Consider the following 15841-nt stretch of genomic DNA (forward strand, 5'->3'; position numbering starts at 1 on the left):
TCCGCCGCCGGACCCTCCCCACCTGCCGCCGCCGGACCGTCCGCTGTCGCCGCTCATGCCGTGCCTCCGAGACCCAGCTCGTCAAGGGCGTCGACCTCGGGCAGGAAGGGCGCGAGAGCCGGCAGCTCGTCGAGCGAGGAAAGCCCGAGCCGCTGGAGGAACTGGGTGGTGGTGCGGTAGAGCACGGCGCCCGACTCGGGGTCCGTGCCGGCCTCCTCGACGAGGCCGCGGGTGACGAGGGTGCGCATGACGGCGTCGACGTTGACCCCGCGGACGGCGCCGACCCGGGCCCGGCTCACGGGCTGCCGGTACGCGACGATCGCGAGGGTCTCGAGCGCCGCCTGGGTGAGCTTGGCGGTCTGGCCGTCGAGCATGAAGCGCTCGACGACGGGCGCGTAGTCGGTGCGGCTGTAGATCCGCCAGCCGCCGGCGACGTGCCGCAGCTCGAAGCCGCGGCCCTGCTCGTCGTACTCCTGGGCGAGCTCGGCGAGGACGAAGCCGACCCGGTCGGTCGTCAGGCCCAGCGCGGACGCCAGGGACACCTCGTCGATGGGCTCCTCGACGACCATGAGCACCGCCTCGACGGCGCCGCGGGCGCCCGACGGCAGGGCGTCGAGGTCGAGGGACTGCTGCTCCTCGGTCGTCGCGGACACCGGTTCCGGTGCCGGTGCCGCGGCCGCCTCGGGCTCGGCCGGCTCGGGCTCAACCGGCTCGGGCTCGGCCACGACGGGCTCCGCCACGTCGGCGACCTCGGGGGCGACGTCGTCCGCGGTCGCGGGTGCGGCGTCGGTGGACTGGCTCACTGGTCCTGGCCTTCCTGTGGTTCGTCGGTCTGGGTGACCGGGGCGCCGAGCGCCGCGATGTCCTCGTCGGTGACGGACTCGGCGACGTCGTCCTCGGGCGGCGGGGGCGCCCCTTCGAACTCGTCGACCTCGACGACGACGTCCTCGTCGTCCGAGCCGGTCCACCGGATGGTCAGCTCGCCGAGCGGCGTGACCTGGTCGAACGCGAGCGCGCCCTCGCGGAACAGCTCGAGCAGCGCGAGGAAGCGGGCGACGACGACGATCGTCTCCTCGGCGTCCGCGATGAGCACCCGGAAGCTCGCCGACCGGGTCCGGCGGAGCCGGTCGATGATGAGCGCCGCCTGCTCCCGCACGCTCACCGGCGGGGCGTGCAGGTGGGCCAGGCCGACCTGCGGCGCGACCTTGGGCGTCATCGCCTTGGCGGCGATCATCGCGAGCTGCTCGGGGGTGATGCCGAGGACGAGCTCGGGCAGCAGCTGGGCGAACCGGGGCTCGACGGCGACCGCGCGCGGCTGCCGGCGGTTCTCCTCGGCGATCCGCTGCGCGAACGTCGCGGCGACGTCCTTGAACGCCCGGTACTGCAGGAGCCGCGCGAAGAGCAGGTCGCGGGCCTCGAGCAGGGCGAGGTCCTCGTCGTCCTCGACCTCGGCCTGCGGGAGCAGCCGGGCGGCCTTGAGGTCGAGCAGGGTGGCCGCGACGACGAGGAACTCGCTCGCCTCGTCGAGGTCCCACTCCTTGCCCTTGGCCTTGATCCACGCGACGAAGTCGTCGGTGACCTTGGCGAGGGCGATCTCGGTGACGTCGAGCTTGTGCTTGGAGATCAGGCCCAGGAGCAGGTCGAACGGGCCGTCGAAGTTGTCGAGGTGGACCTCGAAACCCGGCGAACGACCCGGGAGCGGCCCGCCCGGGACGAGCCCGATCCCCGCCTGAACTCCGTCGGGCACGACCTCGAGACCACCGGGACCGGGGGTCTGCGAAGGTGCGGACGGAGCAGGAGGCACGAAGGGTAAGCCTACGGCCTGGCCCGGCGGTCGCCGTCCGTCAGGCGGCGTCGCCCCGTGCGATGAGCTCGCGGGCGAGCAGCCGGTAGGCGTACGCACCCGAGTGGCTGCTCGCGTAGCTCGTGATCGGCTCGGCGGCCACGGACGCATCCGGGAACTTCACCGTGCGCCCGATGACCGTGTGGAAGACCTGGTCGCCGAACGCCTCGACGACCCGGGCGACGACCTCGCGGCTGTGCAGCGTGCGCGGGTCGTACATCGTCGCGAGGATGCCGTCGATCTCCAGACCGGGGTTGAGCCGGTCCTTGACCTTCTCGATCGTCTCGACGAGCAGGGCCACCCCGCGCAGCGCGAAGAACTCGCACTCCAGCGGGATCACGACCCCGTGCGCGGCCGTGAGCGCGTTGACCGTGAGCAGGCCGAGCGACGGCTGGCAGTCGATGAGGACGACGTCGTACTCGTCCATGAGCGGGCGCAGCGTGCGGCCGAGGATCTGCTCCCGGGCGACCTCGCTGACGAGCTGGACCTCTGCGGCCGACAGGTCGATGTTCGCCGGCAGCAGGTCGCAGCCCGCCATCGGCGTGCGGCGCAGCACCTCGCGGACGTCGACCGTGCGGTCGAGGAGGAGGTTGTAGACCGTCTTCTCGAGGTCGTGGGGGTTGATCCCCAGACCGACCGAGAGGGCGCCCTGCGGGTCGAAGTCGACGAGCAGCACCCGGCGGCCGTACTCCGCGAGGGCGGCGCCGAGGTTGATCGTGCTCGTCGTCTTGCCGACCCCGCCCTTCTGGTTGCACATCGCGATGATGCGCGCGGGGCCGTGCGCCGCCAGGGGCTGGGGCACGGGGAAGTTCGGCATGGGGCGACCGGTCGGGCCGATTGCCCCGGCGCGCAGGCTGTCGAGCCCGTCACCGACGTCGAGGGCCAAGGTGGCACTCTCCTGCGTCTGGTTCGTCACGACCGGTCCCATCTCCGCAGTCCTTCGCTCGGCACGCACATCCCGGGGGAGGTACCGCAGGCGACGGCCAGGACGTGCCACGACGATCGTCCCCCGTGGGTGCCCTCGGCGCTGTGAACCTAGTCGGCGCGTCGCGAGGCACTCAAGGCGGGAGGCCGCTGTCACGGCATTCCGGGCCGAAAGATCGACAGATGGTGGTCGAATGGTCACGCAGACCGTATCAAGTCGCTCTCTCAGCCGAGTGCGCGGGGGTGTGCGGCCGCGTAGACCTCGCGAAGCGTCTCCGGCGCCACCTTGGTGTAGATCTGCGTCGTCGCGACCGACGCGTGCCCGAGCAGCTCCTGGACGACGCGGACGTCGGCCCCGCCCTCGAGCAGGTGCGTCGCGAACGAGTGCCGCAGGGTGTGCGGCGAGACCCGGCCCGCGAGGCCGGCCCGCTCCGCGCCCACCTGGAGCACCGACCAGGCGCTCTGCCGGGACAGCCGGCCGCCGCGGGTGTTGAGGAAGAGCGCGGGCGTCCCCCGGCCGTGGGCCGCGAGCGCCGGCCGGACGCGCACCCGGTAGGCCTCGAGCGCGGCGACGGCGAAGCTGCCCACGGGGACGATCCGCTCCTTGTCGCCCTTGCCGCGGAACCGGGCGAGGCCCTCGTCGAGGTCGAGGTCGTCGACGTCCAGCCCGACGGCCTCGCTGATCCGGGCGCCGCAGCCGTAGAGCAGCTCGAGCAGGGCCCGGTCGCGGACGGCGGACGGCGTGCCGGGCAGCGCGACCGCGTCGAGCAGCCGGGTCACCTCCGCGACCGTGATCGGCTTCGGCAGCAGCTTGGCGGTCGTCGGCGGGCGGACGTCGACCGCGGCGTCCCCGGTGACCGTGCCCTCGAGGAGCAGGAACTTGTGCAGGTTGCGGACGGCGACGATCGCCCGGCCGGCGGAGGTCTCCTTGAGCACCGCGCGGCCGTCCTCGCCGGTCCGGATCGCGGTGAGGAAGCCGCTGACGTGCTCCTCGGTGATCTCCCCGGGGGTGCGGACGCCGCGGGCCGCGAGGAAGGCGACGTACCGGTCGAGGTCGCGCCGGTAGGCGGACAGCGTGTTCGCCGCGAGCCCGCGTTCGACGCCGAGGTGCTCGAGGTAGCCCCGGACGGCGCGCTCCAGCGGCGACCGCGCCGCCGCCCGGACCACGGTCGGGGCGACGAGGGCAGGCCCGGTGTCGACGTCGTCACCTGTGAGCGTCAGCGGGCGCACCTCCCCCGGCCGTGGAGCGCCGCGCAGGGGCGGCGCACCGGTGCCGTCACTCTAGGACCGGGGTCCGACGGTGCACCGCTTTGCGTGCTCACGGGCGGGTCGCCGCAGCGTCCCTATGCTGGCCGCGCGGCCGCCGGGGCCCGCGCGGGAGGAGACCGAACCGTGACCACCCACGACGTGACCGATCCCGTCACCCAGGAGCACCACGACCCCGTCCCCGGGGTGCCGGTCGTCGTCACCGGGCTCATGGGGGCCGGCAAGACGACGGTCGCGACCGCCCTCGCCCGGCGCTGGGGCCGGGCGCTGCGCGACAGCGACGTCGACCTGCAGGCCGCGACCGGCCGGACGGCGGCCGAACTCGTCGCGGAGCGCGGCGCCGACGGGTTGCACGCGCTCGAGGCCCAGCACGTGCTCGACGCCGTCGCGGCCGAACCGGCCGCCGTCGTCGCCTGCGCGGCGTTCGTCGTCGAGGTCCCCGAGTGCCGCGAGGCGCTCGCGGGGCGGGCCGTCGTCGTCTGGCTCGACGCCCGGCCCGAGGAGCTCGTGGCCCGGCAGCACCTCGGCGGCCACCGCCCGCAGTACGGCCCCGACCTGCTGGAGATGCTCCGCGGCATGGACGCCCGGCGCCGTCCGCTCTTCGAGCAGGTCGCCGACGTCGCCGTCCGGTTGGACCCCGTCGACCCCGCCGCCGACGTCGCGACCCGGCAGGCGTCCGTCGCCGCCCTCGTCGACGACGTCGAGCGGCGCGTCGTCGCCGCGGCGGGACGGAGGGCGGACCGGTGACGCTGCGGCCGTACTCGTCGTCCCCGCTGCGGGCGCTGCTCCAGGTCGGCGCCGACGTCGCCGTCGTCGTCTGGTCCTGGTTCTGGGTGCGGTTCGCGATGGCCGTGGACGACGCGGTGCGGTCCGTCGGCGACGTCGGCTACCGGGTGCAGGGCGGCGCGGCGGGCATCAAGGACGGCCTCGACGGCGCGGCCGACCAGGCCGGTCAGGTCCCGCTCGTCGGCGACACCTTCGGCAAGCCGTTCACCGCCGCGGGCGGTGCCGCCCAGACGATCGCGGACGCCGGCCGCGACCTCGGCGACCGGGTCACCGGCCTGGCCCTGCCGCTCGCGCTCGTCGTCGCCCTCGCGCCGGTGCTGTCCGTCGTCCTGCTCTGGCTGCCGGCCCGGTACCGGTTCGCCCGCCGCGCCGGCGAGACCGCGGCACTCGCGGCGATGCCCGGCGGCCAGAGCCTGCTCGCGCTCCGCGCGCTCGCGACGCGACCGGTGCACGACATCGCCCGGATCTCCCCCGACGCCGTCGAGGCCTGGCGCCGCGACGACGCCGACGTCGTCGCCCGGCTGGCCGCGCTCGAGCAGCGCCGGGCCGGCGTCCGGCCGAGGCCCGTTCGCGCGTCCCCCGCAGCCCTGGGCGGGACCAGCGGCGCATGAGCACCCCGGTGGTCGTCGTTCGCGGACGGCACGACGCCGCCGCCGTCGAACGGATCCTGCGCGCGCTGCCGGACTGGTTCGGCATGGAGGAGCCGCTGCTGGAGTACGTCCGACACTCCGTCACGCACCCGACGTACCTCGCCTGCGCGCCGGAGGCCGTGGAGCCGGGCGCCGGGACCGACCCGTCGTCCGGGGACGTCGTCGGCGTCCTCGTGACGGCACGGCACTTCCCGGTGGCCGCCGAGGTCCATCTCATTGCCGTCGCCCCGCCGTGGCACGGTCGTGGCGTCGGGCGGTCGCTGCTCGCCGCTGCCGAGGGGGACCTGCGTGCGGACGGCGTCCGGCTCCTCCAGGTCAAGACGCTCGGCCCCAGCGACCCCGATCCCTTCTACGCACGGACGCGGGCGTTCTACGCGAGCAACGGGTTCGAGCCGCTGGAGGAGAACCTCGACCTGTGGCCCGGCAGCCCCTGTCTGATCATGGTCAAGGCCCTCTGACCCGGCGGTCCCCCGGCGCCTCCGCCACGGGGCCGGAAGACCCGGAGATCGCGGCAGGGCGGGGGGCCGTCGGCCCGCCCGCCCTGCTGCGTCACGGTGCTGTTCTGTTGCGCTGCAGCGGTTCCCGGCTCAGGAGACCACGAAGGTGTCGCTCATCGCGGTCGAGAAGTCGGTGTTCGCCCCGGCGGTGACCTTGTAAGACGCCGTCACCTGCAGCACGTCGCCGACGTCGGCCTTCGTCTGCCAGCCGGCGGGGATCGTCACGCGCTCCTCGGACGTGAACGGCGCCACCGTCGGCGTCAGCGCGCCGTTGAGGTTGACGACGTCCACGCTCTTGGACTGCGTGAGGTTGACGACCCCGATCTTGAGGTCGAACGCGTCGACGACCCCGTTGAGCTGCGGGCCGATCTCGACGTTGGCGATGACGTCGAACGCGTCGCCGCGCGCGACGTCGTCGACGGTGAAGAACGTCCCGCTGTCGACGGGGTAGACGAGCTTGATCCTGGCGTCGAACTCACTGGGCATCTCAGGTTCCCCCTGCGTGTCGGCCGTCCGCGGGCCTGCGGACGCGTCCGACGGGATGGAGGGAGGTGCACGAACCGGAGATACCGGGAGATCTGCGGACGGGTCAGGAGCCGAGGAGCGAACTCGTCATCGGGACGTCGGCGACGACGAGGCAGGAGACCTTCCGGTCGCCGTCCTGCCACGAGGCCTCCAGGGGGCGGAAGTAGGCGATCGAGCCCGTCTCCGGCAGCCGGGAGTCGTCCAGCGCGTCGACCTTGCCCGAGCACAGGTCCTCCGCCATCCGGCTGACCTCGTCGTCACCGGGGTACGCCTCGTCGCGGGTGACGAGGTCGTCCTCCGCCACGACCTGGGCGTCGTGGGGCTGGGCGCACGGGGTGAGCCGGACCGTCAGGACGGACGCCTTCTCGGCCCACTCCTCGACGCAGTCCCCGACGCGGAGGTCCTTGACGGACACCGAACCGGCGCCGACGACCTCCCCCGAGCCGCCCCGGTCCGCCGTCGACGACAGGCCGATCGCGACCACGGTGACGACGCCGACGACCCACAGCCCGGACAGCACCAGCCCGGCGATCGCCATCCCGCGCCCCTGGCCGCCGTTCTTCTTGATCTGGCTCAGCGCGACGAGCGAGAAGACCGTCGACAGGAGGGCGCCGCCGAGGATGCCGAGGACGAGTCCGGCGACGGCGAACCCGTTGGTGCCCTTGACGGGCGGCGGGCCGGCAGGCCGCAGGTCCGGCCCTTCGAACGCGGGTCCGGACGGCGGGCCCCAGGGAGGCTGCGTCATGGCCGCACGGTAGTGGATCTTCACCGGGCGGGATGCCGGGCCTGCCTGCGGGGACCCGTTCGGCTCAACGGCTCCCGGGGTGCTGCGGCCACGGCGCGTCGGCCGGGCGCAGCGTCGTCCAGCCCTCGGCGCGGGCGACCCAGGCGGCGAGGATCGACACGACGGCTGCCGGGTTGTGGATCCGGCCGCCGAGGACGGCGTCCTTCGCCTCGTCGAGGGGCACCCAGCGCAGCGGCATGCCGTGCTCCTCGCCGGTGCGGGTGTGCCGGTCGGCCTCGGGGACGGGTGACAGGCCGCGTGCGAGGTAGACCCGGATCGCCTCGTTCATGCCGCCCGGAGAGCTGAACCAGTCGATGAGCACCGACCAGTCGCTCGCGACGAGGTCGGCCTCCTCGGCGAGCTCGCGCTGCACGGTGAGGTGCGGCGGCTCCCCGGCGACGTCGAGCAGCCCGGCGGGCGGCTCCCACAGCTCGTGCCGCACCGGGTGCCGGTACTGGCGCAGCAGGAGGATCCGGTCGTCGTCGTCGATCGCGAGCGCCCCGACGGCGCCGGTGTGCCGCACGTACTCGCGCTCGACGACGCCGGCCTCCCCGAGGTCGACCCGGTCGCGGACGACGTCCCAGATCATCCCCCGGTGCGCGACCGACGTGCCGAGCACGGGCCGCCCGCCGGGGACGTCCGCGAGCAGCCCCGGCCCGTCGACCCCGCCCTCGTCCGCCGTCACGCGGTGACCGACGCGGCGCCGGCGGCCTCGACCTCGAGGAGCCGCTCGGACGACTGCCGCTCCAGCGCCGCACCGACGAGCCCAGCGAAGAGCGGGTGCGCGCGGTCCGGGCGGGACTTGAACTCCGGGTGGGCCTGGGTCGAGACGTAGTACGGGTGGACGTCGCGCGGCAGCTCGACGAACTCGACGAGCGAGCGGTCCGGCGAGACCCCGGAGAAGACGAGCCCGGCCTGCTCGAGGCGCTCCCGGTAGGAGTTGTTCACCTCGTAGCGGTGCCGGTGCCGCTCGGTGATCCGCTCGGCGCCGTAGGCCTCGCGGACGACGGAGCCCTCCGCGAGAAGTGCCGGGTAGGAGCCCAGGCGCATCGTGCCGCCCATGTCCCCGCTGCCCGCGACGATCTGCTTCTGCTCCTCCATCGTCGCGATGACGGGGTGCGCGCTGTCGTGGTCGAACTCGGTGCTGCTCGCCCCCTCGAGACCCGCGACGTTCCGGGAGAACTCGATGACCATGCACTGCAGGCCCAGGCACAGGCCCAGCGTCGGGACGAGGTTCTCGCGGGCCCAGCGCAGCGCGCCGAGCTTGCCCTCGATGCCCCGGACGCCGAACCCGCCCGGCACGCACACGGCGTCCACGCCGTGGAGCATCCGGCGCGCGCCCTCGGGCGTCTCGCACGTGTCGGACGCGACCCAGCGGATGTCGACCTTGGCGTCCCGGTCGAAACCGCCGGCGCGCAGCGCCTCGGTGACCGACAGGTACGCGTCGGGCAGGTCGACGTACTTGCCGACGAGCGCGACCTCGACCCGGTGCGCGGGCCGGTGCACCCGGCGCAGCAGCTCGTTCCACTTCGTCCAGTCGACGTCCCGGAACGACAGGCCGAGCCGGCGGACGACGTACGCGTCGAGGCCCTCGTCGAAGAGCACCTTCGGGATGTCGTAGATCGACGGCGCGTCGACCGCGGTGACGACGGCCTCCTCGTCGACGTCGCACATCGAGGCGATCTTGCGCTTGACGCCCTCGGGGATGTCCCGGTCGGCGCGGCAGACGATGGCGTCCGGCTGGATGCCGATGCTGCGCAGCGCGGCGACCGAGTGCTGGGTCGGCTTCGTCTTCAGCTCGCCGCTCGGCGCGAGGTACGGCACGAGCGAGACGTGCACGAAGAAGACGTTGTCGCGGCCGACGTCCTGGCGGATCTGCCGGGCGGCCTCGAGGAACGGCAGCGACTCGATGTCGCCGACCGTGCCGCCGATCTCGGTGATGATGACGTCGAGACCCGGGTCGTGCGCCGCCTGGGCGCGCATCCGGGCCTTGATCTCGTTGGTGATGTGCGGGATGACCTGGACGGTGTCGCCGAGGTACTCACCGCGCCGCTCCTTGGCGATGACCGCCGAGTAGACCTGGCCGGTCGTCACGTTCGCCGACCGCTCGAAGTCGACGTCGAGGAACCGCTCGTAGTGCCCGATGTCGAGGTCGGTCTCGGCCCCGTCGTCCGTCACGAAGACTTCCCCGTGCTGGAACGGGTTCATCGTCCCCGGGTCGACGTTGATGTAGGGGTCGAGCTTCTGCATGGCGACCCGCAGGCCGCGCCCTCGAAGAAGATGACCCAGGCTCGAGGCCGTGAGCCCCTTGCCGAGTGAGGAGGCCACGCCCCCGGTGACGAAGATGTGCCTCGTCGACGACTTTCCCGCTGCCCGCTCAGTCCGCTGCGCCACGGGCTTCGAGCCTAACAGTCGTCGGGCGGGGTTCGGTGCGCCTCCCCCGTTTGCCTGCGTCCGGGCGAGTCGGTGATGTCCCGAGCGCGGACGGTGACGAGTGCCGCGACCGCGCGCGCCGGTGCGCTCAGGCCGGTCGGACGACGGCGGTGTAGACCGCCCGGACCTGCGCCACGGCGTCCGCGTCGGTCGGCAGCGTCCCTGCCCGCGCGACGGCGCGTCGGCGCAGGTCAGCGGCCAGGTCGGCGTCGGTGACGACCTTCGCGACGGCGTCCGCGAGCACCGCCGGGTCGCCGTACGGGACGAGCACCGCGGCGTCCCCGACGACGGCTGCGACGCCGCCGACCTCGGTCGCGACGATGGCCGCCCCGGCCCGCAGCGACTCCCGGAGGTTGAGGGGCTGCCCCTCCCACACGCTCGGCGACACGACGACGTCCGCGGCGGCGAGCAGGTCGGGGACGTCGTCCCGGTGGCCGAGGAGGCGGACCGGCAGCCGCTCGGCGTCGATCCGGGCCTGCAGGGGCGCGGCCAGCGGGCCGCCACCGGCGACGACGGCGTGCACGGGCACGCCGTCCGCACCGAGGCGGCCTACGGCGTCCAGGAGCAGGTCGAGGCCCTTCTGCGGCGCCAGGCGGGCGACGGTGACGAGCAGCGCGGCGCGCTCCGGCACCCCGAGCGCGGCCCGGACGGCGGCCGGGAGGATGCCGGGGGTGGGCTCACGGACGGGCGCGGGGACGACGGCGAGGTCGACCTGTGACGCGCCGAGCGCGCGCATCCGGGCGCCGAGGTCGCCGCTCACGACGAGGACGGCGTCCGCACCGCGGGCGACGAGGCGCTCGAGGACGGCGTGGACCGCGGCGATCCGGCCGCCCGAGACGAGGGCGTTGTGGAGCGTGACGACGAGCGCCGGGCGGCGGCCGCGCCGGGCCCCGGCCCGGGCCAGGACGGCGAGCGCCCCGGCCCGCAGCCCGTGCGCGTGGACGACGTCCACGTCGCGGCCGAGGCGGCGCAGCCGACGGACGGCGGCGACGTCGCCGGGGCGCGGCCGGTCGCTCACCTCGACGGGGTCGAAGCGCTCGAAGCCGAACGCCTGCGCGGTCGCAGGGGGCCCGGCGACCCGGACGTCGGCGCCGGCCGCGGCGAGGCCCTGCTCGAGCGCGCGGACGTGCCGGCCGACCCCGCCGCCGCTCGTCCCGAGCGTGAGGAGCACCCTCATGCGGCACCCCGGACCCGGCGCAGGACGTCACGGTCGAAGGCTGCCGTGACCGCTGCGAGCACCATGAGGGTCACGATGCCAGCCGCCGCCGCGGCCGCCAGCCCTGGGGCGGCCGACCCGCCGGAAGCCGTTGCGGCAGAAGCGCTCGCGGCGAGCGCACCGAGCACGCCGTCCGCGGCGGCCCGGCCCGCGACCGCGCCGAGCAGGCCGCCGGCGAGCGCGACGAGCCCGGTCCGGCGCAGCCCGGCGAGCGCCTCCCGGCCGGCCGCGCGGGCGAGCGCGACGAGCAGCAGCACTCCCCCGACGGTCATCCCGACGCTCGACCCGACGCCGAGGTTGACCACGGCGTCGTCACCGCTGCCGGCGACGACCGCGACGACCGACCCGACGGTGACGACGAGCCAGCCGGCGGCCGTCGCGACCGCCGCGGCGCGGCCGCGTTCGAGGGCGTAGAGCGCCCGCCCCACGTGTGCGACGAGCGCGAAGCCGACGAGCCCGGGGGCCGTCGCGGTGAGGGCGTCCGGCATCCGGCCGACGTCGCCGCGGTCGAGGGCGGCGAAGAACGCACCGACCCCCGGGGCGGTCGCGGCGACGACCGCGGCGCCGAGGACGGCCACGAGGACGATCACGCGGGTCGTGCCGGCCGCCGCCGCCGCGAAGCCGGTGCGGTCACCGGTCGCCGCCCGTTCCGCGAGGCGCGGGAAGGCGCTCGTCGCGAGCGGGACCGCCAGGACGGCGTACGGCAGCACGTAGACGGCCTGGGTGTACTGGTAGACGTTGAGCGTCGACTCGACTCCGCCGTGGTTGGCCAGCCAGACGACGGCGACGACGCTCGCCTGCTGGGCGAGCAGCGCCGAGACACCCGCGAACGCCAAGGCCCGGGCCCGGACGGCCACCCCCGGCGGGAAGGCGAACGAGGGCCGCAGCCGGGTGCCGGTCGCCAGCACCGGCACGAGCAGCGGGAGCGTCATCGCCGCGACACCCGCCGTCGTCCCCCAGGCCAGCCAGGCCTCCGCGCCACCGGGCAACCCCGCCGCGTCGTCCTGCCGGCCCGCGGCCGTCGCGCCGAACGCCGCGTAGGCACCGATGACGACGACGCTCGACAGCAGCGGTGCCAGCGCCGGCCAGAAGAACCGGCGGTGCGCCTGGAGCACCCCGACGAGGACGGTCCCGATGCCGTAGAGCACGACCTGGGGAGCGAAGACGAGGAGCATCCGGACGGCGAGGTCACGCTGGCCCGGGCACTCGGGGCTGCCGAGCAGGGCGTCGGTGAGCGGGCCGGCGAGTACCGCGACGAGCAATGACACCGGCAGCAGCACGGCGACGGCCCACGTGAGCAGGGCGGACGCCGTGGCATCGACGTCGGCGCGGCCCTCGCGGCCACGGGTCAGCGGTGCCGCGAGCAGCGGGACGACGGCGCCGGCGAGGGCGCCGCCCGCCGCGACCTCGAACAGCACGTTCGGCACCTGGTTCGCCGTCGAGTACGCGTTGCCGACGCACTGCGCGGAGACCTCGTGGGAGAACACGAGCCAGCGACCGAACCCGGTCGCCCGGGCCAGCAGCGTGACCGCCGCGATGAGCGCCGCGGAGCCGAGGAGCGTCCCGGCCCGCGCGCCGCGCCCGCGGGTCACCGGGGCCGGCGGCCGAGGGCGTCGAGCTCGCGCAGGCCCGGCGTCGAGGCGATCACCTTCGTGAAGCTCCAGCGCTCGCTCGCGAGGGTCAGCGCGACGACGCCGGCGAGGACGGCGAGCCGGGTCCGGCGGCCGGTGCCGGCGACGAGCGCGGTGCCGAGCAGGGCCCCGGCGGCGTTCGCACCGGTGTCGCCGAGCATCGCGCGCTCCCCCAGGTCCTCGGGGAGCAGCGCGACGGCGGGCCCGGCCGCGGCGGCGGCGAGCGCGCCGCCCGGGCCGGAGGTCGCCGCGAGCGGCGCCGCCCACAGCAACGTCGCCTTGAGCGCCCGGCCGGGGCGCAGGTCGAGCAGGTTGAGCAGGTTGGCGCTGCCCGCGACGAGCGCACCGGACGCTGCGACGTCCACGAGCCGGGCCAGCCGGCCGGAGCCGCTCGCGCCGTCGTCCCGACCGCCGTCCGGCGGCAGCGCGAGGGCCGCGGCGGCGAGCCCGGTGACCCCGATCCCGAGCACCTTCGCCCCGCCGGTCGTGAGCCGGCCGCGGGCGAGCTCGCCGAGGTGCCCCTTGAGGCCCTTGCTCGTGCCGGTCTCGCCGAGGTCGTCGAGCATCCCGAAGGCGGCCGCTCCGGCCGTCGCGAGGACGGCGCCCGCGCGGACCCGCGGCGGCAGACCGGGGGCCAGGAGCACGGCGCCCGCCGCGGCGGCCGCGTACGCCGGACCCTCGAGCAGGGTGATCGGCTCCCCCGCGTGGTTGGTGCGCGTCCAGCGCGCGGCCCCGCCGGGCGGCGCCGTCCGCAGCGCCGTCCAGGCGGCCCGGGCGAGCCCGGCGCCGACGGCGCCCGCGACGAAGACCCGGCGGCTCACGGCGTCGCCGTCGCCGACGGCGTGCCCCCGGCGGCCGTGACCGCGGCGAGCTCCGGCAGGGGGCCCGTCGCACCGGCACCGAAGCCGTACCGGCCCGCGCGGCCCGACAGCTGCTCGGCGAGGCCCACGACCGTCGTGACGTCGCCCATCGCCGTCCCGCCGGTGTCGACCGTCGTCACCTTGCCCTCGAGGTCGGCGTCCCCGCGGACGGCCGCCACGACGCCGCCGGAGGTCGCCGACGAGCCCGGACCGACGACGACGGTGCCGGACGACGCGCTGTCCAGGGCGAGAGCGAGCGCGTTCCAGGCACCCGCGCGGTCCTCGGGGGCCTGGCTCGGGGAGGCAGAAGCACCGGCGGTCCCCGACGTCGTCGCCGACGGCGAGGTGGTCGCGGTGACCGTCGCGGACTCGACGCCCGGGGCGAGGACGACGGCGAGCTCGGCCCGGCTGTCGAGGGACCCGGCGACCCGGACGAGCCCGGCCTCCCGCATCCCGTCGAGGATCGCCACCGCCGCCGGGTCCGGGGTCCCTGCCACGGCGGCCGTCGGCGCCACGAGCGCCCGGGCCAGCAGCCCCGCGAGGACGGCGTCCGGGTCGCTCTCGGCACCCGCGATGACCGGCGACCCCGCCGGCAGCCCGGCGACGAGCTTCGTCGCGAGGTCCTCGCGGTCCGCGGCCTGCGCGGGATCGGTCCAGCCGTCCTCGATCTCGAGCCGGCCGACGACCGTGCCGCCCGCAGCCTCGACCGTGCGCGTCAGCGCACCGACCCGGTCGGTCGCGGCGTCCGGGAGCACGACGAGGACGACGCTGCGCCCCGGCAGCCGACCGGCGACGACCTGCGGGCCGAGCTCGGTGATGACCTCGTCGCGGTGCGAGACGCCGGCCTGCGAGGAGTCGAGCTGGTCGCGCAGCTGCTGCCGGTCGGCGCGCAGCGCCTCGACCTGCTGCTGCAGGGTCAGCGAGACCCCCTGCTCCAGCGGCTGCTGCAGCGGCCCCGCCCCGAGCAGGATCCCGACGGCCAGGGCGATGAAGACCGACACGAGGGAGACGAGGTGGTACCGGAAGTCGATCATGTGCCCATCAGCTCGATCAGATGCCCGTCAGGTGGGGGCCGGCGGTGCCGGACCACGGCGCGAAGGCCTCGGGCTTGGCGTCGACGAACCAGCCCCGCATCCACGACATGACGTCGTCGAGCCGGGCGGCCACGACCGAGACGACCGCCGGAAGGGTACCGGTGGCGTAGAGCGCCACGGTCACGGCGAGCAGCCCGGCGACGACGAGGACGCCGAGCTGGAGGTTGCTGATCCGCTGCCGGTACAGCCGCGAGACGCCCTTGGCGTCCACGAGCTTGCTACCGACCCGCAGCCGGGTGAGGAACGTGCTGGCCATCCCGGAGCGCCCCTTGTCGAGGAACTCCACGAGCGTCGCGTGGGTCCCGACCGCGACGATGAGCGAGGCGCCCTTGTCGTCGGCGAGCAGCATCGCGACGTCCTCGCTCGTGCCCGTCGCGGGGAACACCACCGGCTCCACCCCGAGCGCCTGCACCCGCTCGAGCCCGGGCGCCCGGCCGTCCCGGTAGGCGTGGACGACGATCTCGGCGCCGCACGTCAGCGACCGGTCGCTCACCGAGTCCATGTCGCCGACGACCATGTCCGGGGTGTACCCGGCGTCGATGATCGCGTCCGCTCCCCCGTCGACCCCGATGAGGATCGGCCGGTACTCGCGGATGTACGGGCGCAGCGTCGCGAGGTCCTCCTTGTAGTGGTACCCGCGGACGACGATGAGCACCTGGCGGCCGTCGATCTGCGTCGTGATGTCCGGGACGCCGACCCCGTCCAGGAGCAGGTCGCGCTCTTTGCGCAGGTACTCCATCGTGTTGGTGGCGAACGCCTCGAGCTGGACGGCGAGCCCTGCGCGGGCCTCGTCCATCGCCGCCGTCACGGTCTGCGAGGTCTGCTCGACGCCCTTCGACACGAGGTCCTCGCCGACGTAGACGCAGCCCTCGTGCAGCCGCACGACCTCGCCCTCGTGGAGCGCCGTCATGACGTCCGGGCCGACCTCGTCGACGAGCGGGATCCCGGCCTCGATGAGGATCTCGGGACCCAGGTTCGGGTAGCGGCCGCTGATGCTCGCCGCCGCGTTGACGACCGCCGCCGGCCGGCACGCCTTGAGCGCCTCCGCGGAGACCCGGTCGATGTCCCTGTGGTCGATGACCGCGACGTCCCCGGGCTTGAGCCGCTTCGTCAGGTTCTTGGTCCGCGTGTCGACCCGGGCGATGCCGACCACGCCGGGGCCCGTGCCGGGCTCCTGACGTCGTCTCGTCTGCGGCATCCTCACCGGTCGATCGTCCCATGTCCTGGGAGATCTTCGCCCGGATGTGGGCGTGTCCTGGTTTGCCGCTTTCTCTCTTCGGGGTTCCCGGGCTTCGGGCTGGTTGGTCGTCGTGTGCTCCGGGCGGGTGCGGC

The 15841-nt window shown here is 74.9% G+C and carries 16 protein-coding genes; 3 read left to right on the forward strand and 13 right to left on the reverse strand.

The features are described 5' to 3' along the window. Window positions 1-53 precede the first annotated feature (53 nt). From scpB to xerD, 4 genes are all read right to left on the reverse strand, one after another. On the reverse strand, window positions 54-803 hold the full coding sequence (scpB, locus tag ECOMGDLI_RS11595; RefSeq protein WP_233153415.1) for an SMC-Scp complex subunit ScpB: 750 nt from the start codon (window positions 801-803) through the stop codon (window positions 54-56). Next, window positions 800-1747, reverse strand: coding sequence for a ScpA family protein (locus tag ECOMGDLI_RS11600; RefSeq protein ID WP_233153416.1), 948 nt, complete (start codon window positions 1745-1747; stop codon window positions 800-802). The genes scpB and ECOMGDLI_RS11600 overlap by 4 nt, the downstream gene beginning before the upstream one ends. Before the next feature lie 97 nt (window positions 1748-1844). Continuing rightward, window positions 1845-2771, reverse strand: coding sequence for a ParA family protein (locus ECOMGDLI_RS11605; protein ID WP_088289813.1), 927 nt, complete (start codon window positions 2769-2771; stop codon window positions 1845-1847). Window positions 2772-2992: 221 nt separating this feature from the next. Continuing rightward, window positions 2993-3934 (reverse strand): site-specific tyrosine recombinase XerD, encoded by a 942-nt coding sequence (gene xerD / locus ECOMGDLI_RS11610; RefSeq protein ID WP_088317008.1) that lies wholly within the window; start codon window positions 3932-3934, stop codon window positions 2993-2995. A 225-nt stretch (window positions 3935-4159) separates the two neighbouring features. On the opposite strand from xerD, the gene ECOMGDLI_RS11615 reads away from it, so the two are divergent. The 3 genes from ECOMGDLI_RS11615 to ECOMGDLI_RS11625 are packed head-to-tail and all read left to right on the forward strand — an operon-like array spanning window position 4160 to window position 5927. Next, window positions 4160-4780 (forward strand): shikimate kinase, encoded by a 621-nt coding sequence (locus ECOMGDLI_RS11615; RefSeq protein WP_088316997.1) that lies wholly within the window; start codon window positions 4160-4162, stop codon window positions 4778-4780. After that, the gene (locus ECOMGDLI_RS34595; protein ID WP_088316998.1) at window positions 4777-5430 is read left to right on the forward strand and encodes a hypothetical protein; all 654 of its coding nucleotides are present in this window, start codon (window positions 4777-4779) and stop codon (window positions 5428-5430) included. The genes ECOMGDLI_RS11615 and ECOMGDLI_RS34595 overlap by 4 nt, the downstream gene beginning before the upstream one ends. After that, window positions 5427-5927, forward strand: a complete 501-nt coding sequence (locus ECOMGDLI_RS11625; RefSeq protein ID WP_198954782.1) for an N-acetyltransferase — start codon at window positions 5427-5429, stop codon at window positions 5925-5927. The genes ECOMGDLI_RS34595 and ECOMGDLI_RS11625 overlap by 4 nt, the downstream gene beginning before the upstream one ends. A gap of 129 nt (window positions 5928-6056) precedes the next feature. Here ECOMGDLI_RS11625 and ECOMGDLI_RS11630 read toward each other — a convergent pair whose 3' ends face one another. The 9 genes from ECOMGDLI_RS11630 to steA form a co-directional block, all read right to left on the reverse strand. After that, window positions 6057-6452 (reverse strand): hypothetical protein, encoded by a 396-nt coding sequence (locus ECOMGDLI_RS11630; protein ID WP_088316999.1) that lies wholly within the window; start codon window positions 6450-6452, stop codon window positions 6057-6059. A gap of 103 nt (window positions 6453-6555) precedes the next feature. Then, window positions 6556-7236, reverse strand: coding sequence for a DUF4190 domain-containing protein (locus ECOMGDLI_RS11635; RefSeq protein ID WP_143447660.1), 681 nt, complete (start codon window positions 7234-7236; stop codon window positions 6556-6558). A 64-nt stretch (window positions 7237-7300) separates the two neighbouring features. Next, complete coding sequence (locus tag ECOMGDLI_RS11640) at window positions 7301-7864, reverse strand: NUDIX hydrolase (protein ID WP_088317010.1); 564 nt, start codon at window positions 7862-7864, stop codon at window positions 7301-7303. 92 nt (window positions 7865-7956) lie between these two features. Next, the gene (locus ECOMGDLI_RS11645) at window positions 7957-9669 is read right to left on the reverse strand and encodes a CTP synthase (protein ID WP_088317001.1); all 1713 of its coding nucleotides are present in this window, start codon (window positions 9667-9669) and stop codon (window positions 7957-7959) included. Between the two features lie 127 nt (window positions 9670-9796). Continuing rightward, entirely contained in the window at window positions 9797-10885 is a 1089-nt protein-coding gene (locus ECOMGDLI_RS11650) for a glycosyltransferase family 4 protein (RefSeq protein ID WP_088317002.1), read from the reverse strand. Next, the gene (murJ, locus tag ECOMGDLI_RS11655; RefSeq protein ID WP_158220979.1) at window positions 10882-12516 is read right to left on the reverse strand and encodes a murein biosynthesis integral membrane protein MurJ; all 1635 of its coding nucleotides are present in this window, start codon (window positions 12514-12516) and stop codon (window positions 10882-10884) included. Before murJ ends, ECOMGDLI_RS11650 begins: the two co-directional genes overlap by 4 nt. Continuing rightward, on the reverse strand, window positions 12513-13376 hold the full coding sequence (locus tag ECOMGDLI_RS11660; protein ID WP_088317004.1) for a hypothetical protein: 864 nt from the start codon (window positions 13374-13376) through the stop codon (window positions 12513-12515). The genes murJ and ECOMGDLI_RS11660 overlap by 4 nt, the downstream gene beginning before the upstream one ends. Further along, window positions 13373-14449, reverse strand: a complete 1077-nt coding sequence (locus ECOMGDLI_RS11665; RefSeq protein WP_088317005.1) for a copper transporter — start codon at window positions 14447-14449, stop codon at window positions 13373-13375. The genes ECOMGDLI_RS11660 and ECOMGDLI_RS11665 overlap by 4 nt, the downstream gene beginning before the upstream one ends. Window positions 14450-14465: 16 nt before the next feature. Continuing rightward, window positions 14466-15707, reverse strand: coding sequence for a putative cytokinetic ring protein SteA (steA, locus tag ECOMGDLI_RS11670; RefSeq protein WP_088317006.1), 1242 nt, complete (start codon window positions 15705-15707; stop codon window positions 14466-14468). Between the last annotated feature and the right edge of the window lie 134 nt (window positions 15708-15841).

Source organism: Kineosporia sp. R_H_3 (genome assembly GCF_002198675.1).
GTDB lineage: Bacteria > Actinomycetota > Actinomycetes > Actinomycetales > Kineosporiaceae > R-H-3.

What these genes read in the sequence shown, in the direction of transcription:
- ECOMGDLI_RS11605 (WP_088289813.1), bottom strand. Translation starts at nt 2,771, where the DNA reads ATGGGACCGGTCGTGACGAACCAGACGCAGGAGAGTGCCACCTTGGCC.
- ECOMGDLI_RS11625 (WP_198954782.1), top strand. Translation starts at nt 5,427, where the DNA reads ATGAGCACCCCGGTGGTCGTCGTTCGCGGACGGCACGACGCCGCCGCC.
- ECOMGDLI_RS11630 (WP_088316999.1), bottom strand. Translation starts at nt 6,452, where the DNA reads ATGCCCAGTGAGTTCGACGCCAGGATCAAGCTCGTCTACCCCGTCGAC.
- ECOMGDLI_RS11635 (WP_143447660.1), bottom strand. Translation starts at nt 7,236, where the DNA reads ATGACGCAGCCTCCCTGGGGCCCGCCGTCCGGACCCGCGTTCGAAGGG.
- ECOMGDLI_RS11640 (WP_088317010.1), bottom strand. Translation starts at nt 7,864, where the DNA reads ATGATCTGGGACGTCGTCCGCGACCGGGTCGACCTCGGGGAGGCCGGC.
- ECOMGDLI_RS11650 (WP_088317002.1), bottom strand. Translation starts at nt 10,885, where the DNA reads ATGAGGGTGCTCCTCACGCTCGGGACGAGCGGCGGCGGGGTCGGCCGG.
- ECOMGDLI_RS11665 (WP_088317005.1), bottom strand. Translation starts at nt 14,449, where the DNA reads ATGATCGACTTCCGGTACCACCTCGTCTCCCTCGTGTCGGTCTTCATC.
- steA (WP_088317006.1), bottom strand. Translation starts at nt 15,707, where the DNA reads ATGCCGCAGACGAGACGACGTCAGGAGCCCGGCACGGGCCCCGGCGTG.